A 20,473-nucleotide genomic window follows, 5' to 3' on the forward strand; every position below is an offset into this window, starting at 1 on the left:
ATGAAAACTACTACTTCTATATATGCAAAAGTATTGCTGCTGGCTTTGGCCGGCAGCGTACTTGTTTTAAACTCGTGTACAAAAGATAATGAAGCCGAAATACACGACCCTGAGCCTATTGCACCTACACGCCCGGTAACCGGGCAAAGCAGTGCTTATGTTACGCAATTGTTTAGCTATAACCCGGCACCAGGACAATTTATAAATGACCCTATAGGCACTGCCGACGGTGCCAAAACTATATTAAATGGCAAAACAGGCTTGGTAACTTTAGGAGCATATGGAGGGAATATTGTGTTAGGCTTTGACCATACAGTGGTTAACCAGGATGGCAAGGAAGATTTAATTGTTTACGGCAATGCAGGAAACGGAACCGCTGAACCGGGCGTTGTTTGGGTAATGCAAGACACAAATGGTAATGGCCAACCTGACGATACCTGGTTTGAACTAACTGGTAGCGCTCAAAATCAACCAGGCTATACAAGGGCTTACTCGGTTACTTACACCCGCCCTAACCCTGCCACTGCCGATGTGCCATGGACAGACAGTAAAGGTAATTCAGGTGTAGTTAAAACCAATATTTACCATAAACAGGCCTATTACCCAACCTGGATAACAGCAAACTCTTATACCGTTACCGGTACGCTGTTACCATCAACTAATATTAATACCACCAATCCTTCTTTTATTACCAGCAACTCGTTTGCATTTGGCTATGCTGATAACACTCTTAATGGCGATAAACTTGATATAGCCAACGCCATTGATGATAAAGGCAATAAAGTAGCCTTAAAAGGAATTGACTTTGTGAAAATTCAAACCGGCATTCAATTCAACTTGGGCTGGCTGGGCGAATTATCAACCGAGGTTAAGGGTGTGGCTGATATTAGCTTAGAGAAGTAGATATAAGCAATCAAAAAATCGTGTCGTCGCGAGGAGCGATAGCGACGTGGCAATCTCATCTTGCTTAATTTTGCATGGGGAGATTGCCACGCTACGCTCGCAATGACATTGGTTACAAACTTTTACTCTTCCAAAACCGATAAAAAGTTACCGGCAGGATCTTTAAACCATGCTATTTTAGGGCCGCCCCCTTGAAAAATACCTTTCTTATCGGTTTTAAAATTTGGCTCGTCGTAAACTTTAAATTTTACTCCGCGTGCTGTTAAATCATCAACAGCCTTATTAATTTCTTGAACCGGAAAGTTAAGAATGGTAAACGTTGCCGGCGAATGGTTTGGCTTAGTGTAGATAAGTATTTCACCTCCACCCTCAATATGTAAGCGCAGGGTTCCGGGCATATCAAGTTCTTCTACCTCAAGCCCTAATACTTCCCCGTAAAATTCCTTAGCCTTTTGGGTATCATCAACCGAAAACCCACTGAATGCTTTGGTGTGCTTAAACATGATTACTCCTTTTTTTAAGTACAGTTTTAATTCAAACTTGAACGGTCGCCAAATATGGCCTTATCTATTGAAAAACGACCAGCCCCTCCAGCCAGAATTAACAGTGCAGTACACAAATAGTTAGCAGCTAACTCATAAGATTTTCCGCCGGTAGGGCTAACAAACGGGTCGCCTCCCATAACTGCATGCACGTAAACAGCTACCAACATGGTAATAGCAATTCCAATGGCGGCCAAACGGGTAAACAAGCCCAGCACCAGGGCTATACCACCAACAAATTCTGATATTGCTGCTAATGCTTGAAATAACGGCGGTATGAATGAATCGGGCCCCATCCAGCCCATAGGGGTTTGTATTTTGCCCCATCCGTGAATAATAAAAGCAATACCGAACAACAGCCTTAACAATAATATAGCTATATCAACGCTTAAGGGTAAATTGTACGGTGCAAAAAATCTTTTCATGAACTTCTAATAAGTTGACTTTAATTACTCCTTAACATATTGTTAAGTTTAAATGTTTCAACATCATATGTATCTTAACCAAAACCAAGCTTATTTGTCAAATTTACCCTTAAGATTTTTAAGACCTGTATCCAGATCATTGCCGATCATCTCCTCTATATTCATAAATAAACGCATCAAATTAGTAGGATATGGCATGCTGCTGGCAATACTCCATTTCACGGTTGTGGTGCTATTGCCATTGTCTTGGGTTTTCATAATTGCCTCAGCACGGCCTTCAAATGGCTTTATAAAATGCAAATCGTAATTAATTTGCTTATCGGGCACAATGCTTAAAATTTTTTGTTCACCCTGCCCCACATCCTTAACGTCGCTCTCCCATGCCGATACAAAGCCCGGAGTGGCATCGGTACCGCTGTAAGTTTTCTTCATATTTGGATCCATAGATGCCCACTTACTGTATTCATCCTGATTTTTCAAATATTTTATGTAATCAAAGATTTCGGTAACCGGCTTATTAATCGTTATCTGCCTCTCTACTGTATAATCTTTAGGAACAAAAATTGCCACTACCAACAATGATGCAATAAGGCCAATAATGCCTATTAGAATTTTCTTAATCATGATTTCAGGAATTAAAAAGGTTAATATCTATGTAAAGATAAACGCATTCATCACAAAATCAATGACATGTATAAAGCAATTATATAAAATCGATATTATCATGCACGACGATAAAAGTTTATTTTAATGGTTCTACATCATAATAATAAATCTCACTACTGCTTTTCCTAAAACATTTACAGAAATAGATACCTTTACCTTTGATAAGCTTATAGCCATGATTAACTATTTTGAATTTTACGATATACCCGAGTCATTTAATTTGGATGAAGCAGCCTTAAAAAAGAAGTTTTATGCCCTAAGCAAACAATACCATCCCGACTTTTATGCCGGTGAAGATGAAGCTAAACAACAAGAGATACTCGAAATATCAACCATCAATAACAAAGCCTACCAAACGCTCAGCAACCCGGCCAAACGCCTCGAATATATTTTAAAGCAGCACGATTTAGTGAGTGAAGGTGCTAAACCACAGCTCCCATCCGACTTTTTAATGGAGATGATGGACCTTAACGAGCGCCTGATGGAAGCAGATGATGCCGAAAAACTTGCAGAAATCCGAGCAGAGACACTGGTCGTTGAAGATGATTTAAACACTCAGTTACAAGCGCTCACTACTGATTATGAATCACTTAATGACACAGCTAAAAATGACCGCTTAAATCACATTGCAGATATTTATTTTAGACAAAAATATTTGTTGCGAATTAAGGATAGTTTGAATACATTTGCATCCCGCTTCTGAGAGGAAGTTCTGGACAGGCCCAGATGGCGGAATCGGTAGACGCGCTGGTCTCAAACACCTGTGGCCGCAAGGCCGTGCCGGTTCGACCCCGGCTCTGGGTACTTATCGGACTGAAGTCTGATTTTGCAAAGGGTTGCTCTAAAAGAGCAACCCTTTCTCTTTAAATAATCATTTTTTAGGGATCAAGCAAAAAACTTGTGGGAGAGTAAAAAAGTTTATTTTTTTGTGTGACAATAAATATTTACAGACTTGTCCGCAGCATACGAAACACTTGTCCGCCTGATCTTACCTGAAGGCATCTTAGAATACTTTGAACTTACCGATGTCCGCTCGTCCGAGACTGGGCAATTGAATATCCATTTGGAAGAAAAGAATGTGCCGCCTTTGGGGTATGAAAAATCGCAACTGGAATCAAAAGGGTTCTTACCCGAAACGGCTATCCAGGATTTTCCAATTCGTGGACATAAGGTAGCACTTTGTATTAAAAGACGCAGATGGGAAGTAAAAGCAAGCGGTGAAGTTATCACAAGAGACTGGGATTTAGTAAGAAAAGGAGCACGAATGACAACAGAATTCGGCACTTTTTTAAAAGGTATATTTGGATAATAACCCCATCAGTTGCCATTTATTAGGCCGTTTGTATTCCGTTGATGGTAAACAGTTACAACAGCAATACAAAGATCACCTGAGCGACTTTCACGGCTGGGAGCAGAAAGATCATGCAGATGAATGGATGCTGTTCGAAGATAATATAGGCCCCTCGCTGAGTATAGATGAAACAGCATTAAGCAATGGCGAGCTGTATACCATCATCACTAATAAGGAAGCCAAAGGCGGTAAACGGGCTATCGTAGCGATGCTCAAAGGCACACAGGCCGAACAGATCGCGGCGGTATTGGAACGTATCCCTGCCCGTAAGCGTAACCAGGTAAAGGAGGTAACAATGGACATGGCCTCAAACATGATCAAAGCCATCCGCCGGTGCTTTAGTAATGCCAGCCGGGTGATCGACCGTTTCCATGTGCAGAAACTGGCTTATGATGCCGTGCAGGAGGCAAGTATCAAATACCGCTGGGAAGCGCTGGAGAGCAGGAAAACCAAGCGGTAGAAGCTGCTAAAAAGAACAAACAAAGCTATCAGCCGGAAGTATTCACCAATGGTGATACGTTGAAGCAATTACTGGCACGTAGCCGCTACCTGTTATTCAAACATCCATCCAAATGGACAGCATCACAAAAACAAAGGGCAGACCTGGTCTTTCCCCGCTACCCGGAGTTATATAAAGCGTACAACCTATCCATCCGCTTAGGACAGGTCTTTACCATCTGCAAGAACAAGCAGCAGGCATTTAAGCGGTTAGCGATCTGGTATAATGATGTAGAAAGCGCGGGTATTGATGCTTTTAAAACCGTGGCCAGATCAGTTCAAACTCATTATGAATCTATCCTGAACTTCTTTGATAACCGCAGCACAAACGCATCGGCCGAATCATTCAACGCCAAGATCAAAGCTTTCAGGGCCACTTCAAGAGGCGTTAGAGACACTACTTTCTTCCTGTTCAGACTCGCTAATATCTATGCCTGAAAATGTACCCCCCCCAATAATTCGGACTGATCCATACAATGTTAAATTTATAATAGGGCATCTAATCATAATAAGATCAAACCCATCACCGTAGCATGCAGGTTTATACACAAATGTATAGGTATAATACTATGAGAGAAAGGGTATTAAACGCAAAAAACCCCGCTACGAGTGAACGTACGGGGTTGATTGATAAGGTTTGGCGCCGACCTACTCTCCCACATTTTACTGCAGTACCATCGGCTCTGGCGGGCTTAACTTCTCTGTTCGGAATGGGAAGAGGTGGACACCGCCGATATAGGCACCTGAATATTTTTAGTTAGTGGTTGATTGAGTTGATTTGTTGATTGAGTTATTAGTCAGTGTATATAGTTTTTTAACTACTCACTTACTCAACCATTCAACTACTCACCATAACTTGACATATTATTGAAAGAAGCAACTGTTTTTTCCTGAAAAGAACTTTACAGTACTATTTTGTTTTTTGAGTTCGGTGATGTGACCGGAAAGATCACACCACCTTATCTGTTTGCGAAGAAAGCGTCGGGCAATTAGTATTACTCGGCTATGATGTCACCACCTTTACACCTGTAACCTATCAACGTAGTAGTCTACTACGACCCTCAAGGGAAGTCTCATCTTGTGGCTAGTTTCGCACTTAGATGCTTTCAGCGCTTATCTATTCCGAACGTAGCTACTCTGCAGTACAGCTGGCGCCATAACAGATTCACTAGAGGTTCGTCCAACCCGGTCCTCTCGTACTAAGGTCAGCCCCACTCAAACTTCCAACGCCCACAACAGATAGGGACCGAACTGTCTCGCGACGTTCTGAACCCAGCTCGCGTGCCACTTTAATCGGCGAACAGCCGAACCCTTGGGACCTTCTCCAGCCCCAGGATGTGACGAGCCGACATCGAGGTGCCAAACCTCCCCGTCGATATGAGCTCTTGGGGGAGATCAGCCTGTTATCCCCAGCGTACCTTTTATCCTTTGAGCGATGGCCCTTCCATGCAGAACCACCGGATCACTATATCCGTCTTTCGACCCTGCTCGGCTTGTCTGCCTCACAGTCAAGCAAGCTTATGCTATTGCACTCCACGTACGGTTACCAAGCGTACTGAGCTTACCTTTGAAAGCCTCCGTTACCTTTTTGGAGGCGACCACCCCAGTCAAACTACCCGCCAAACAATGTCCTCCATTGTATAGAGTTAGACACCAAATACAGAAAGGGTGGTATTTCAACGTTGACTAACATACTCCTAGCGAAGCATGATCACAGTCTCCCACCTATCCTACACATCCTGTAGCCGATATCAATGTTAAGTTGTAGTGAAGGTGCATGGGGTCTTTCCGTCCCGTTGCGGGTAACCGGCGTCTTCACCGATACCACAATTTCACCGAGCTCATGGCTGAGACAGCGCCCAGATCGTTACACCATTCGTGCAGGTCGGAACTTACCCGACAAGGAATTTCGCTACCTTAGGACCGTTATAGTTACGGCCGCCGTTTACCGGGGCTTCGATTCAATGCTTCGCCTTGCGACTAACATCCCCTCTTAACCTTCCGGCACCGGGCAGGTGTCAGGCCATATACGTCATCTTTCGATTTTGCATAGCCATGTGTTTTTGTTAAACAGTCGCCTGGGCCTTTTCACTGCGGCTCCCATTGCTGAGAGCGCCCCTTCTCCCGAAGTTACAGGGCCATTTTGCCGAGTTCCTTAGCCATGAATCACTCGAGCACCTTAGGATTCTCTCCTCGACTACCTGTGTCGGTTTACGGTACGGGTTTTTATAACCTGAAGCTTAGCAGGTTTTCTTGGAAGTCTGATTACCATCACTATCACGCCACCCGAAGGCTTTGTGTACTATCAGCGTTCAGCAAATCTGGCGTACTTAACTACCAAACCTATACCTACGGCCTTTAACGTCCTATTCCGTCAGGACGCGGATGTGTCACTACTCCGTCACTGCATCGCAGTTATAAAAAGTACTGGAATATTAACCAGTTGTCCATCGGAATCTCCACTCGGATTATCCTTAGGCCCCGACTAACCCTGATCCGATTAGCGTTGATCAGGAAACCTTAGTCTTTCGGTGGGCGGGTTTCTCTCCCGCCTTATCGTTACTTATGCCTACATTTGCTTTTCTATCCTCTCCACATGCACTTGTCGTGTCATGCTTCGCCGATGATAGAATGCTCCCCTACCAGTATATACAATGTATATAATCCATAGCTTCGGTATACTGTTTAATGCCCGTTTATTATCCATGCCCGGCCGCTCGACTAGTGAGCTGTTACGCACTCTTTAAATGAATGGCTGCTTCCAAGCCAACATCCTAGCTGTCTGTGCAGCCGGACCTCGTTAGTTCAACTTAACAGTAATTTAGGGACCTTAGCTGATGGTCTGGGTTCTTTCCCTCTCGGCCCTGGACCTTAGCACCCAGAGCCTCACTGCAGCGTATATTATAAAGCATTCGGAGTTTGTCTGGATTTGGTAGGATTTGACTCCCCCGCACCCAATCAGTAGCTCTACCTCTTTATAACTTTACCGCCACGCTGTTCCTAAAAACATTTCGGGGAGTACGAGCTATTTCCCAGTTTGATTAGCCTTTCACCCCTACCCACAAATCATCCGGAAACTTTTCAACGTTTATCGGTTCGGTCCTCCAGTACCTGTTACGGCACCTTCAACCTGTCCATGGGTAGATCACAAGGTTTCGCGTCTACCTCCTCTGACTGCACGCCCTATTCAGACTCGCTTTCGCTTCGGCTTCGTGTCTTAAACACTTAACCTTGCCAGAGAAGAGTAACTCGTAGGCTCATTATGCAAAAGGCACGCCGTCACAGATCAAGTCTGCTCCGACCGCTTGTAAGTACACGGTTTCAGGTTCTATTTCACTCCCCTGTTCGGGGTTCTTTTCACCTTTCCCTCACGGTACTGGTTCACTATCGGTCTCTCAGTAGTATTTAGCCTTACCGGATGGTGCCGGCAGATTCCTACAGGGCGTCTCCGACCCCGCAGTACTCAGGAACTCACTAGGTTATTATTCCTTACGCGTACGCAACTCTCATGCTCTATGGTAGGCCTTCCCATGCCTTTCCGCTTCAGTTTAATATACCACATCGTGGTCCTACAACCCCTGGTTTGCCGTAACAAATCAGGTTTGGGCTGTTTCCCTTTCGCTCGCCACTACTCAGGAAATCACTATTGTTTTCTCTTCCTCTGTTTACTTAGATGTTTCAGTTCAACAGGTTCGCGCATTTGCAGTTATCCTTCAGATAACTAGGTTTCCCCATTCGGAAATCTCCGGATTAATTCATATTTGCTAATCCCCGGAGCTTATCGCAGCTTATCACGTCCTTCATCGCCTCTGAGAGCCAAGGCATCCCCCGTGTACCCTTTCTTACTTTCTTCTACCTGTATCGCTTTTGCTCGATACGGTATGTTTTATTTAGTTCAAGTTATTTCAGAGTCAGGAGTCAAGAGTCAGGAATCAAGACAATTGCTTGTCTGTATTCTTGAGTCTTTATTCTGTACTCTTCGTAACTGTCCTTCACTGTTGTTTTTTCAGTTTTTCAATTACTTCTTCCAATATGTCAAAGAACGTTTTGCTTTTAGTACTTAGTAGTGAGTACTTAGTATCAAGACCGGAGTCTTTTTACTTTATACTTGCTACTTACTACTCGTAAGCATCGTGGAGAATAACGGATTCGAACCGTTGACCCCCTGCGTGCAAGGCAGGTGCTCTAGCCAGCTGAGCTAATTCCCCTTTTAAAAAAGTGAGTAGTTGATTTGTTGATTATGTGAGTAGTTCTTTCTTTTCAAACTACTTAACCAATAAACCATTTAACTATTCAACCCCGCAGCTGTGCTGCGCATAGGTAGTCCCGAGCAGATTTGAACTGCTGACCCCTACATTATCAGTGTAGTGCTCTAACCAAACTGAGCTACGAGACTATGGTTTGATGTTAGCCACTTTTCTGATATGGCTTCCTTTTTAAAGGGTTTCTCTTTTTTCTTCTTCTTTAATTTCTTAAGAAATACATGTACGTAGCAGGACTTTCTGTCTTTCCAATTGTTCCTTCAAGGCCACTTTCAGAATACTGCTCCAGAAAGGAGGTATTCCAGCCGCACCTTCCGGTACGGCTACCTTGTTACGACTTAGCCCCAGTTACCGGTTTTACCCTAGGACGCTCCTTGCGGTTACATACTTCAGGTACCCCCAGCTTCCATGGCTTGACGGGCGGTGTGTACAAGGCCCGGGAACGTATTCACCGCGTCATTGCTGATACGCGATTACTAGCGAATCCAACTTCACGGGGTCGAGTTGCAGACCCCGATCCGAACTGTGAATGGCTTTTAGAGATTGGCATCCTGTTGCCAGGTAGCAGCCCTCTGTACCATCCATTGTAGCACGTGTGTAGCCCCGGACGTAAGGGCCATGATGACTTGACGTCGTCCCCTCCTTCCTCTCTACTTGCGTAGGCAGTCTGTTTAGAGTCCCCACCTTGACGTGCTGGCAACTAAACATAGGGGTTGCGCTCGTTGCGGGACTTAACCCAACACCTCACGGCACGAGCTGACGACAGCCATGCAGCACCTAGTTTCGTGTCCCGAAGGACTGATTCGTCTCTGAATCATTCACTAACTTTCAAGCCCGGGTAAGGTTCCTCGCGTATCATCGAATTAAACCACATGCTCCTCCGCTTGTGCGGGCCCCCGTCAATTCCTTTGAGTTTCACCCTTGCGGGCGTACTCCCCAGGTGGAATACTTAACGCTTTCGCTTAGACGCTGACCGTATATCGCCAACATCGAGTATTCATCGTTTAGGGCGTGGACTACCAGGGTATCTAATCCTGTTTGATCCCCACGCTTTCGTGCCTCAGTGTCAATCACAATTTAGTGAGCTGCCTTCGCAATCGGTGTTCTGTGACATATCTATGCATTTCACCGCTACTTGTCACATTCCGCCCACTTCATCTGTATTCAAGCCCATCAGTATCAAAGGCACTGCGATAGTTAAGCTACCGTCTTTCACCCCTGACTTAATAGGCCACCTACGCACCCTTTAAACCCAATAAATCCGGATAACGCTTGGATCCTCCGTATTACCGCGGCTGCTGGCACGGAGTTAGCCGATCCTTATTCTTACCGTACATTCAGCTTTGTTCACGAACAAAGGTTTATTCCGGTACAAAAGCAGTTTACAACCCGTAGGGCCGTCTTCCTGCACGCGGCATGGCTGGTTCAGGCTTGCGCCCATTGACCAATATTCCTTACTGCTGCCTCCCGTAGGAGTCTGGTCCGTGTCTCAGTACCAGTGTGGGGGGCCATCCTCTCAGATCCCCTAGACATCGTCGCCTTGGTGGGCCGTTACCCCGCCAACTAGCTAATGTCCCGCATGCCCATCTTTATCCTATAAATATTTGATGACAGCTCAATGCTGAGTCGTCATGTTATGCGGTGTTAATCTCTCTTTCGAGAGGCTATCCCCCAGATAAAGGTAGGTTACATACGTGTTACGCACCCGTGCGCCACTCTCATGAGAAGCAAGCTCCTCAATCCCGTCCGACTTGCATGTATTAGGCCTGCCGCTAGCGTTCATCCTGAGCCAGGATCAAACTCTCCATTGTAAAATGTTTTGTTTGTATCCAGACCCTACTTTACTTAAAAATAGAAATCTGATTATTTGTATATCTTTATACAGTATTCAGTAGCTATATTTGAAGGTTTCTTTTTTTGACAGAGCAGATAATTACTTATCTCTCCCGCTACGTTACATGTTACTTCTTAAAAGAACTTTGTCGTCTCACCATCCCGGTTCGACTTTATATCTGACACCATTGCGGTGTTTCGAAATCTTTGTTTGTTCGCCCTAAGGCTGTTTCAATCTTAGTTAACAATTGCTGTTAACTTTTTCTTTTTTCCCGCTCTTCTTTTCAGCCTTTCAGCTTCGTTCCGTTTGGGAGTGCAAAGGTAGATATTCTTTTTACTTTTCCAAAAAAAAGTTTTCTTTTTTTTGGCGGCCTTTTCTTTCGAAAATAACCTTTTAAAATACCCCTGTGCCGCTTTTCAATTCTTTTCCCTTTCGTTGCGATTGGGAGTGCAAAGGTAGAAAAGGTTTTCATTTCTGCAAAATAAATCTGAAATTTATTTTGAGCCGCTTTTCTTTCTGTTTTCCTGGTGTTTATTACTAAACCTCCCCTCAAACCCCTTGCCTTTCAAATAACGCCCCGCTTTCTTTCTTGCGGGTTGCAAAGGTAACTATTTATTCTATTCACTAAAACTTTATTCATGGTATTTTGTATCACAATCCCTAATGCCCTACGCGTCAAGATGATAAAATGGTTTGAGGTGGTAAACTTTATTTATGCCCTGTAAAATACCCCACAATTAAGGCAACTAAAATTAATGCCCACCATAGGTATTGGCGCATTCTTAAAGACTCAATGCTCTTTTTTAGATTAATAATTTCGGTTTGCTGTTCAAGCTTTTGATTTTGCAACTTCATATTATGTTGTTGCAACTTGGCTTGGGTACCTCCTACCTGTAAAGGCTTTTGTTGTTCAAGCTGGTAACGACGCGTAAATCCACCTTCTTTTAAAAACTTTTCGCCTTTAGGCTTTAGTATAAGTCTGTCGGGTAGTTCATATATACCATGTGCGCCTGCAACTACAACCAACTCTTCCCGCAATAAGGCACTCACCATGGCAAAGGCCGATGCTTCATCGTAATCAAACAACTGTAGTATCTGTTCGCGGGTCAAATTATCCGGAACGCCAAAAGCCTCGAGCATAACGTCGAGCATTTCGCATTCATATTCATTAAGATCGGTCATTTAACTGCAAATCTAAAAAATCTATGTAATTCAGTCAATCATGGGCATGCCTTACAATTTACAACAATTTTTATTAGGTTTACTTTAGCTAAACCTCTTATCAACTCAAAGTTATCCAATTTGAATACTATTACCTTTATAGATACTGAAGTTGCCGAACAAACCGGAAGGGTTTACGACTATGGTGGTATTAAAGATAAAGGTAATATCCTTCATAGCGCTTCGGCACATGAATTTACCTCGTTTATATCCGAAACTCAATATATCTGCGGCCATAACATTTTAAATCATGATGTAAAATTCATTAGCGGCTTACTTAGCCAGGCAGGTGTGCAGCTGGAAAATATTATCGATACCCTTTACTTATCGCCACTCTTATTTCCCGCTAAACCTTATCACTCGTTGATTAAAGATGATAAGCTGAATTATGACGAGCCTAACAACCCACTTAATGATGCCATAAAAGCTAAAGACCTGTTTTATGATGAAATGGCAGTTTTTACACAATTACCCGAAGATTTAAAACAGATATACTACCTCTTATTAAAAGGGCAGAAAGAGTTTAGCGCATTTTTTAGATATTTAAACTATACAGTTACCATTGAAAATATTGCAATTGCGATTATTAAGTATTTTAAAAATGATGTATGTAATGAGGCTAATATCGAACAATTAATTGCCGCACACCCTGTAGAACTTGCGTATTGTTTAGCGCTTATTAAAAGTGAAAACCGCAGCTCGATAACCCCACGCTGGGTATTAATTAATTACCCAGATGTAGAGCGCCTGATGTTTATATTGAGAAACAAACCATGTATAGCTGGTTGTAATTATTGTAACCAGGCATTGGATGCGCATTTAGCGCTCAAGCGTTTTTTTGGATTTGATACATACAGACAGTATGCAGGTGAGCCTTTGCAGCTAAAAGCAGTAGAAGCTGCCATACATAACCAATCCTTTTTAGCGGTGTTTCCTACCGGCGGAGGTAAATCTATAACATTCCAGGTGCCGGCTTTAATGAGCGGCGACAGAACACGCGGACTTACCGTAGTTATATCGCCCTTGCAATCACTCATGAAAGACCAAGTGGATAACCTTGAAAAGGTAGGAATAACTGCTGCGGTAACTATAAATGGTTTGCTCGATCCTATTGAACGGGCTAAATCTTTTGAACGTGTAGAGGATGGTTCGGCTTGTATGTTGTATATATCGCCCGAGTCGTTGCGATCGAAAAGCATCGAACGCTTGCTGTTAGGCCGAAAAATTGCACGTTTTGTAATTGATGAAGCGCATTGCTTTTCATCATGGGGCCAGGATTTCAGAGTTGACTACCTATACATAGGAGACTTTCTTAAAAACATCCAGGAAAAGAAAAACCTCGCTGAACCGATACCCATATCCTGTTTCACGGCAACGGCCAAACCTAAGGTAATAGAAGACATATGTGTTTATTTTGAAGAAAAGCTGAATTTACAACTCCGCCGGTTTACCACTTCGGCATCGCGCACTAATCTTCATTATAAAGTTCTACCCAAAAACGATGATGACGAAAAATATGCAACTGTTAGAGATTTGGTTACCGATTATAATTGCCCAGCTATTATATATGTATCGAGGACTAAAAGAGCGGTTACACTGGCCGACCGTTTAATTGCCGATGGGCTTAACGCCCGAGCCTATCATGGCAAAATGGCGGCTAACGATAAAACGGCTAATCAAAACGCTTTTCTTTCGGGCGAGGTGCAAATCATGGTTGCCACATCGGCTTTTGGAATGGGTGTAGATAAGAAGGACGTAGGTGTGGTGATACATCACGATATATCAGATTCTTTAGAAAATTATGTGCAGGAAGCAGGTCGGGCCGGGCGCGATGAACAAATTGAGGCCGACTGCTATGTGCTTTATAACGAAGAAGACCTGAGTAAGCATTTTATATTACTTAACCAAACCCGGCTTTCCATTAAAGAAATACAGCAGATATGGAAAGCCATTAAAAATATTACCCGGTTGCGCGCAACGGTATCAAACTCGGCATTGGAAATTGCGCGCCAAGCTGGGTGGGACGATAGCGTGGCCGAAATTGAAACCCGTGTTATTACTGCCATAGCTGCACTGGAGGATGCAGGCTATTTAAAACGCGGTCAAAATTCACCAAGGGTGTTTGCCAACAGTATCCTGTCGCCAAGTGCACAAGACGCCATTACTAAAATAAACGCTTCTGCACTATTTACAGAGAAGGAAAAAGAAAAAGCCATTCGCATTATCAAAAAGCTATTTTCGAGCAAGAGCCGTAAACGGGCATCCGAAGAAACTGCCGAATCGAGGGTGGATTACATTAGCGACCATCTGGGTATTGTAAAAGACGAGGTGATCAGGATGATAAATCTCATGCGTGAAGAAAGTATTTTGGCTGATGCCAAAGACCTTACCGCATTTATTAAACAGGGCGACAACATAAAAAACTCGCTCGGCATTGTTGAAAAATTTAGCAAAATAGAAAGGAGTCTGCTGCCTTACTTTAACGATACAGCCAAAACATTTAATGCTAAAGAACTTAACGAATGTTTGGAAAATGAAGGTTGCATAGGAGCTGATACCAGCAAAATAAAAACACTCACCAACTTTTGGGCTATTAAAAACTGGATTAAAAAACGAAACCTTCCACTTTCTAAATATCACTTTAATGCCTGTACAATTGCTCCTGTATCAACCATAAAAGATAGAATGACTAAGCGGCACGAGTTAGCCGGATTTATAGTGGATTATTTATATCGTAAAACAGAGAATTCAAAAACAGATGCCAACGCTAAAAACGAAGTTTTGGTTGAGTTTTCGGTTCATGAACTCAAGGAGGGTTACGAGCAATTGGGAGACGGTATGTTTAAGCGGGTTACCAATATTGATGAGGTTGAAGACTCCTTATTTTACTTGTCACGGATTGAGGCCATCAAAATTGAAGGCGGATTTTTAGTAGTATATAACAGGCTCACTGTTGAGCGACTGGAACAAGACAATAAGATACGTTATAAAACCGAGGATTATGAAAAGCTGAAACAGTACTATGAAAGCAAGATACAGCAAATTCATATTGTAGGTGCATATGCCCAAAAGATGCTTGACGATTACCGCGAGGCACTACAGTTTGTAGAAGATTACTTTCAACTAAATTACCCGTCGTTTTTAAACAGGTACTTTAAAGGAGACCGCAAAAAGGAGATTAAGCTCAATATCACACCAACAAAATTCAAACAGCTTTTTGGCGAGTTATCCCCTACCCAACTTAATATTATTAAAAACCAGGATTCGAAATATATTGTGGTTGCGGCCGGTCCGGGAAGCGGAAAAACCAAAGTATTGGTTCATAAACTTGCTTCGTTAATGTTAATGGAAGACGTAAAGCACGAGCAGCTACTCATGCTCACTTTTTCGCGGGCTGCTGCTACCGAGTTTAAGAAAAGGCTGTTAAAACTAATAGGCAACTCGGCTAATTACATAGAAATTAAAACGTTTCATTCCTACTGCTTTGATTTATTAGGCAAGGTTGGCAGTCTCGAAAAAAATGATGACATTTTAAAAAGTACCACCGAAAAAATACGAAGCAAGGATATTGATCTTAACCGTATTACCAAAACAGTTTTGGTAATTGATGAAGCCCAGGACATGTCTCTCGATGAGTTCAACCTTGTTAGCACCCTCATTGCAGAAAATGAAGATATGCGGGTAATTGCCGTTGGCGATGACGACCAGAATATATACGAGTTTCGCGGGGCTGATTCGAAATATTTACAACAACTGGCTGATGTAAACGAGGCCAAAAAATATGAATTGGTAGACAATTATCGCAGTAAAAGTAATTTGGTTGATTTTGCCAATCAATTTGCTATCACCATTACTAACAGGCTTAAAAGCACACCTATTGTTGCCAACAAAACCGATAACGGTAATATAAAAATTGAAAGTTATAAGCATGGTAACCTTATTATGCCGCTGGTGAACGATATTTTAAATTCACCATTAAAAGGCACTACCTGTGTACTTACCCAAACTAACGACGAGGCACTGCAAATAACCGGCTTACTTTTAAAAAACGGTATGCAGGCCAAACTCATACAAAGCAACGATAGCTTTAACCTTTACAATTTGGCCGAAATAAGGCACTTTGTTAAAATGCTGAATGCCCATGGTGATGTAGCCGTATTGACGGAAGATGCCTGGGAAAATGCTAAACGCCAGTTTGGTATTCAATTTAAAACCAGCAGAAATCTGGCTGTTTGCCAAAAACTGTTAAAAGACTTTGAAATCACCCACGGCAAAAAGAAATACAAATCGGATCTGGATGTTTTTATAAGCGAATCGAAACTGGAAGACTTTTATACCGGCAATGGCGAAACCATTTTTGTATCAACCATTCATAAAGCTAAGGGCAAAGAGTTTAATAACGTTTTTTTGCTGCTTGAAAACCTTTCAGTTCAAACCAATGAGCTAAACAGGCGCATATACGTTGCTATTACACGTGCCAAACAAAACCTCTGTATTCATACTAACAGTAATTATTTTGATAACATTAGTACGCATAACTTAGCATTTACCAAACATAGCGAGCCCAACCCCTTACCCTCACAAATGGCCATGCACCTTACACACAAAGATGTTTGGCTCGACTATTTTAACAATACACAAACATACCTATCAAACCTTACAGCTGGTAGTAATTTAATCATAAGCGGTGACGAATGTTTGACCACAGATCGCAAACCTGTACTTAAATTTTCGACCGAGTTTTTAAACCGGCTAAAAAACTTTGAAAGCAAAGGCTATAAACCTGTAAATGCAGTTGTAAATTTTGTACTACACTGGCAGGCCGAAAACGCCCAGCATGAAATAAAAATTGTGCTGCCCGAGCTTTATCTTCAAAAGATGTAAAACCATATAAGTTCCCCCCAGTCTTCTCACTTTTGCAAAAAGCATTTAAACAATTAATGATAAAGCAACTACCTTATTGCTGGTTTAAGCCGTCAAAATATTAGGCAGATAAATTATTTAAAATCGGTATTTACCTGTAAACGAGCACTTTTTACTTGGTGTACCCAAAGCACATAAACATACTATTTACTGTGCCGGGCTTTTATAAATACTTGAACAGATCTATTTTTAGCATTTTTAAGATGTGATGTTAATGAATATCACAAGAATATTTCAATTAAGTATACAGGATCTCTCCGGCTATTTTTTATACATTAATCCGTTTTCTTATCTGCGTCACTAATCTTCACTTGATCAGTTTTTAAAAGGCTGCCATTAACCAAAACATTGTTTAGCTGCAAGCCGGTGAGGTTGGCTATACTATAAGCTTTTTTTACATTATTAATAGTCACATTGCTGAGGCGCAGGTTTTGTACAGGCTGCTTTTTGTAACCTTCAATAACCACGCCGGTATTGCCGCCGTTTTTAACCTCCATATTGCTTACTTCAATATTGCGGATGAGCGGCATAAAATTGCCGGTATCTTCGTAAAACATGGTAACCAGTATAGCTTCCTGTTTTACCTGGCCTACTTTAATGTTGCGCAGGTAAATATTTTGTATGATACCACCACGTGCCGAACTTGTTTTTATACGCAGGGCACGGTCAAGCTCCGGACTGTTCATGGTGCAGTTTTCGGCAAATATATTTTTGGCTCCGCCCGAAATTTCACTACCTATTACTACGCCACCGTGCCCGTTAGCCATGGTACAACCTTGTATCACCACATTTTCGCACGGGATATTGATACGACGACCATCACTGTTACGTCCCGATTTGAGCGCAATACAATCGTCACCCGTATTAAAGTAGCAATCCTTGATCAGCACGTTCTTGCACGATTCAGGGTCGCAACCATCGGTGTTTGGCCCTTCACTTTCAACTGTTACTTTGTTAATGGTAACATTATTGCATAACACCGGGTTTAATATCCACATAGGCGAATTAATGACTCGTATACCCTCTATCAGCACGTTGGTACACAAGTAGGGCTGCACAAACTGCGGACGCAGGTAATGCCCGTTACCAAACTTACGCTCCGCCATGGGTACATCTTTCTCGGCCATGGCAAACAGTGCCGGGCGGTTAGCTTTATCAACCTGGCTTGGGTCGCCGTTTTTGAAACCGTATTCCTTTTTACCTTTCCACGGCCACCAGTTTTGCGCGTTGGCTTGCCCGTCTAACACCCCCTCGCCGGTTACGGCTATGTTTTTTTCTTTGTATGCGTATACCAGCGGTGAGTAGTTCATCAGCTCTACCCCTTCCCAGCGGGTGGGCACTAAAGGCAAATAGTCATCAGGTTTGGTTGAGAATAACAGCGTTGCACCTTTTTCGAGGTGCAGGTTTACATTACTTTTTAAGTATACCGGTCCGGTTAAATATTTACCTGCGGGTACAATCACACTTCCTCCGCCCGCTTTATGGCAAGCCTCAATGGCAGCTTTTATGGCTGTGCTGCAATTTTTTTTACCCGTAGCATCGGCACCATAATTCTTCACAAAAAACATACGTTTAGGAAATGTAGGGGCCTTGATCTTGGCTATAATGCCATCTAACTTTGCCCACCCTTCAGTTTGAGCGTAAGTACTTGTAAAACTACTTACACCAAGCAAAACTGCAAATGCGTATTTAAGTATGCTTTTTAACATAGGGCGAAAGATACAACTTGGCTTTTTATCCCGAAGAAATATTTTACACTCTTTAATTATTCGAGGAAGCACTCACGCCTCAGCTCCGAAATCAAAAAAATCCTAACTTTGCCCACATGACTCTTTTTGAACAATTGCAGCAAAAGCCCTTCTTTATTTTAGGCCCATGTGTGATGGAAAGCCAGGAGTTGCTTTACGAGGTTGCCGAGCAGGTTGCCCGTGTAAAGCAGCAATACAATATCCCTGTGGTATTCAAATCATCGTTTGATAAGGCTAACCGTACATCGGTAAACTCATACCGCGGACCGGGTATTGATAAGGGCATGGAGATGCTTCAAAAAGTAAAAGAACGTTTTGATTTACCATTAATTACCGATATACACGAGAGCTACCAGGCAGCCATTGCTGCAGAGGTGTGCGATATTTTGCAGATACCGGCATTCCTTTGCCGCCAAACTGATTTGTTGGTAGCCGCTGCCCAAACCGGTAAAATTGTAAACGTAAAAAAAGCACAGTTCTTATCCGGTCAGGATATGTTTTACCCGGCACAAAAGGTGGTTGAAGCCGGCAATACACAAGTGATATTAACCGAGCGCGGCAACATGTACGGGTATAATAACCTGGCAGTCGATTTCAGGAATATACACGATATGAAAGCCTTTGGCTACCCGGTTTGTATGGATTGTACCCACTCGGTACAACGCCCGGGTGGTGCTGGTGGCAAAACCGGTGGCGACCGTACCTTTGTACCCATGATGGCACAAGCCGCCAAAGCTTTTGGTGCCGATGGCTATTTCATGGAAATTCACCCCGACCCAGACAATGCACTGAGCGACGGCCCCAACATGGTTAAGCTACAGGATTTAGATAAAATTATTGAACCGTTACTGAGATTTTAGTTATCAGTTGTGTGTTGTCTGTGAACACGAATCCACACAACACACAACTGACAACACACAACATATTTACTCCATGCAAGATATTGCCCAACGCGTATTTAAAGATGAGATAGAATCGTTGCAGGAAGCTGCAGCATTAATTGACGGGCAGTTTACGCAAGCTGTTGAGGCTATTTTGCAGCATAATGGCAAGGTAATTATAACCGGCGCGGGCAAATCGGGGTTGATTGGTAAAAAAATAGCCGCAACATTAGCCAGCACAGGTACGCCCAGCTTTTTCATGCACCCTACCGAGGCTTTTCATGGCGATTTGGGCATGGTAGGTAAAAATGATGCGGTGCTGCTTATCTCCTACTCAGGCGAAACCGATGAGGTGATCAAAATTATTCCCTTCCTGAAATGGAACCAAAATAAGACCATTAGTATAACCGGCAATCCAAAATCTACTATTGCCCGAAATACCGATTTACATTTAAATGTACACATCACCCATGAGGCTTGTGCATTAAAATTAGCGCCTACCTCTTCAACCACGGCAACGCTCGTAATGGGTGATGCATTGGCCGTTGCGCTCATGGAAGCCCGTCAATTTCAGCCTGAAGACTTTGCACGCTTTCATCCAGGCGGCAGTTTGGGACGTAAGTTACTGGTGAAAGTAAAAGACATCATGCGTACCGATAACTTGCCTTTTATTGATGTAAATGCATCATTTACCGAAGTGCTCATGCGTATGTCGGAAGGCCGCTTAGGGATGGTAATTGTAGGTACCACTGATGATGTAAAAGGCGTAGTAACCGACGGAGACTTACGTCGCGCTCTTTTGCGTAATCCGGATACATCAGCTCAAACTGTTAAGGGCATGATGAGCGAAAATCCGGTAATCATAAACGAGGAAGAACTTATTAACAGGGCTGAGGAATTAATGATAGACCGCAAGATCACCACCATTTTGGTAGGCTTGGCCGAGAGCCGCACTGTAAAAGGCATTTACCAGATATACTCGCGCTAAATAACATCTACCTTATAAAATAAAAAAGGTTGCAAAGTATTAACCTGCAACCATCATATGTTATTAGGCCGTTAAATTATATAATATAATTTATAATGGCTACGAAGCAGATAAGGGCCAAAATACAGCCTTGCAGTTTTTGTTCGAGTGTTAAATTAGTTATATTCATTTTATCAGGGGATATATAGCAAATATAGCCCTGGGGGGCTTTTTTGCAAGGCCTTTATGCAT

At 42.8% G+C, this 20,473-nt stretch carries 13 protein-coding genes, 3 tRNA genes and 3 rRNA genes; 9 read left to right on the top strand and 10 right to left on the bottom strand.

What is annotated here, in order from left to right:
- Window positions 1-903 carry a cell surface protein gene (locus tag QE417_RS04575; protein WP_311947817.1) on the top strand — a complete coding sequence of 301 codons (903 nt, stop codon included), beginning with the start codon at window positions 1-3 and terminating at the stop codon, window positions 901-903.
- A 122-nt stretch (window positions 904-1,025) separates the two neighbouring features.
- Here the strand turns inward: QE417_RS04575 and QE417_RS04580 are convergent, their stop codons facing one another.
- The 3 genes from QE417_RS04580 to QE417_RS04590 all read right to left on the bottom strand — a co-directional run bounded on the left by QE417_RS04580 (window position 1,026) and on the right by QE417_RS04590 (window position 2,494).
- Window positions 1,026-1,406: a VOC family protein gene (locus QE417_RS04580; RefSeq protein WP_311947818.1), complete on the bottom strand. Its 381-nt coding sequence runs from the start codon at window positions 1,404-1,406 to the stop codon at window positions 1,026-1,028.
- A 26-nt stretch (window positions 1,407-1,432) separates the two neighbouring features.
- A complete protein-coding gene (locus QE417_RS04585; protein WP_311947819.1) occupies window positions 1,433-1,870 on the bottom strand; it encodes a DoxX family protein in 438 nt (145 codons plus the stop codon).
- Window positions 1,871-1,960: 90 nt separating this feature from the next.
- On the bottom strand, window positions 1,961-2,494 hold the full coding sequence (locus QE417_RS04590; protein WP_311947820.1) for an SRPBCC family protein: 534 nt from the start codon (window positions 2,492-2,494) through the stop codon (window positions 1,961-1,963).
- A gap of 217 nt (window positions 2,495-2,711) precedes the next feature.
- Between QE417_RS04590 and hscB the strand changes: the two genes are divergently transcribed.
- The 5 genes from hscB to QE417_RS04615 all read left to right on the top strand — a co-directional run bounded on the left by hscB (window position 2,712) and on the right by QE417_RS04615 (window position 4,823).
- Window positions 2,712-3,239: a Fe-S protein assembly co-chaperone HscB gene (gene hscB / locus QE417_RS04595; protein WP_311947821.1), complete on the top strand. Its 528-nt coding sequence runs from the start codon at window positions 2,712-2,714 to the stop codon at window positions 3,237-3,239.
- A gap of 17 nt (window positions 3,240-3,256) precedes the next feature.
- Window positions 3,257-3,340, top strand: a tRNA-Leu gene (locus QE417_RS04600).
- Window positions 3,341-3,488: 148 nt separating this feature from the next.
- Window positions 3,489-3,845, top strand: a complete 357-nt coding sequence (locus QE417_RS04605; protein WP_311947822.1) for an ISAon1 family transposase N-terminal region protein — start codon at window positions 3,489-3,491, stop codon at window positions 3,843-3,845.
- Window positions 3,838-4,347: an ISAon1 family transposase gene (locus tag QE417_RS04610; protein ID WP_311947823.1), complete on the top strand. Its 510-nt coding sequence runs from the start codon at window positions 3,838-3,840 to the stop codon at window positions 4,345-4,347. The genes QE417_RS04605 and QE417_RS04610 overlap by 8 nt, the downstream gene beginning before the upstream one ends.
- Window positions 4,311-4,823, top strand: a complete 513-nt coding sequence (locus QE417_RS04615; protein ID WP_311954593.1) for an ISAon1 family transposase — start codon at window positions 4,311-4,313, stop codon at window positions 4,821-4,823. The genes QE417_RS04610 and QE417_RS04615 overlap by 37 nt, the downstream gene beginning before the upstream one ends.
- A 197-nt stretch (window positions 4,824-5,020) precedes the next feature.
- Here QE417_RS04615 and rrf read toward each other — a convergent pair.
- The 6 genes from rrf to QE417_RS04645 all read right to left on the bottom strand — a co-directional run bounded on the left by rrf (window position 5,021) and on the right by QE417_RS04645 (window position 11,663).
- Window positions 5,021-5,132: ribosomal RNA gene (rrf, locus tag QE417_RS04620) — 5S ribosomal RNA — on the bottom strand.
- A 222-nt stretch (window positions 5,133-5,354) separates the two neighbouring features.
- A 23S ribosomal RNA gene (locus QE417_RS04625) occupies window positions 5,355-8,238 on the bottom strand.
- Between the two features lie 281 nt (window positions 8,239-8,519).
- Window positions 8,520-8,593 (bottom strand) — tRNA-Ala (locus tag QE417_RS04630).
- Window positions 8,594-8,706: 113 nt separating this feature from the next.
- Window positions 8,707-8,781, bottom strand: a tRNA-Ile gene (locus tag QE417_RS04635).
- A 155-nt stretch (window positions 8,782-8,936) separates the two neighbouring features.
- Window positions 8,937-10,458: ribosomal RNA gene (locus QE417_RS04640) — 16S ribosomal RNA — on the bottom strand.
- The 16S, 23S and 5S rRNA genes sit together here with 2 tRNA genes alongside, the layout of an rRNA operon.
- A gap of 731 nt (window positions 10,459-11,189) precedes the next feature.
- Complete coding sequence (locus QE417_RS04645) at window positions 11,190-11,663, bottom strand: hypothetical protein (protein WP_311947824.1); 474 nt, start codon at window positions 11,661-11,663, stop codon at window positions 11,190-11,192.
- Window positions 11,664-11,783: 120 nt separating this feature from the next.
- Between QE417_RS04645 and QE417_RS04650 the strand changes: the two genes are divergently transcribed.
- On the top strand, window positions 11,784-16,586 hold the full coding sequence (locus QE417_RS04650) for a RecQ family ATP-dependent DNA helicase (RefSeq protein WP_311947825.1): 4,803 nt from the start codon (window positions 11,784-11,786) through the stop codon (window positions 16,584-16,586).
- Window positions 16,587-16,900: 314 nt separating this feature from the next.
- Here QE417_RS04650 and QE417_RS04655 read toward each other — a convergent pair whose 3' ends face one another.
- On the bottom strand, window positions 16,901-18,334 hold the full coding sequence (locus tag QE417_RS04655) for a glycoside hydrolase family 28 protein (protein ID WP_311947826.1): 1,434 nt from the start codon (window positions 18,332-18,334) through the stop codon (window positions 16,901-16,903).
- A 116-nt stretch (window positions 18,335-18,450) separates the two neighbouring features.
- Here QE417_RS04655 and kdsA point away from each other — a divergent pair, with 116 nt between their 5' ends.
- Both kdsA and QE417_RS04665 read left to right on the top strand, forming a co-directional pair.
- Entirely contained in the window at window positions 18,451-19,233 is a 783-nt protein-coding gene (gene kdsA, locus QE417_RS04660) for a 3-deoxy-8-phosphooctulonate synthase (protein ID WP_311947827.1), read from the top strand.
- A gap of 73 nt (window positions 19,234-19,306) precedes the next feature.
- A complete protein-coding gene (locus QE417_RS04665; protein ID WP_311947828.1) occupies window positions 19,307-20,242 on the top strand; it encodes a KpsF/GutQ family sugar-phosphate isomerase in 936 nt (311 codons plus the stop codon).
- Window positions 20,243-20,473: the final 231 nt, after the last annotated feature.

It is taken from the genome of Mucilaginibacter terrae, from assembly GCF_031951985.1.
GTDB classification, from domain to species: Bacteria; Bacteroidota; Bacteroidia; order Sphingobacteriales; family Sphingobacteriaceae; genus Mucilaginibacter; species Mucilaginibacter terrae_A.

What these genes read in the sequence shown, in the direction of transcription:
- QE417_RS04575 (WP_311947817.1), top strand. Translation starts at nt 1, where the DNA reads ATGAAAACTACTACTTCTATATATGCAAAAGTATTGCTGCTGGCTTTG.
- QE417_RS04580 (WP_311947818.1), bottom strand. Translation starts at nt 1,406, where the DNA reads ATGTTTAAGCACACCAAAGCATTCAGTGGGTTTTCGGTTGATGATACC.
- QE417_RS04585 (WP_311947819.1), bottom strand. Translation starts at nt 1,870, where the DNA reads ATGAAAAGATTTTTTGCACCGTACAATTTACCCTTAAGCGTTGATATA.
- QE417_RS04590 (WP_311947820.1), bottom strand. Translation starts at nt 2,494, where the DNA reads ATGATTAAGAAAATTCTAATAGGCATTATTGGCCTTATTGCATCATTG.
- hscB (WP_311947821.1), top strand. Translation starts at nt 2,712, where the DNA reads ATGATTAACTATTTTGAATTTTACGATATACCCGAGTCATTTAATTTG.
- QE417_RS04645 (WP_311947824.1), bottom strand. Translation starts at nt 11,663, where the DNA reads ATGACCGATCTTAATGAATATGAATGCGAAATGCTCGACGTTATGCTC.
- QE417_RS04655 (WP_311947826.1), bottom strand. Translation starts at nt 18,334, where the DNA reads ATGTTAAAAAGCATACTTAAATACGCATTTGCAGTTTTGCTTGGTGTA.
- kdsA (WP_311947827.1), top strand. Translation starts at nt 18,451, where the DNA reads ATGACTCTTTTTGAACAATTGCAGCAAAAGCCCTTCTTTATTTTAGGC.
- QE417_RS04665 (WP_311947828.1), top strand. Translation starts at nt 19,307, where the DNA reads ATGCAAGATATTGCCCAACGCGTATTTAAAGATGAGATAGAATCGTTG.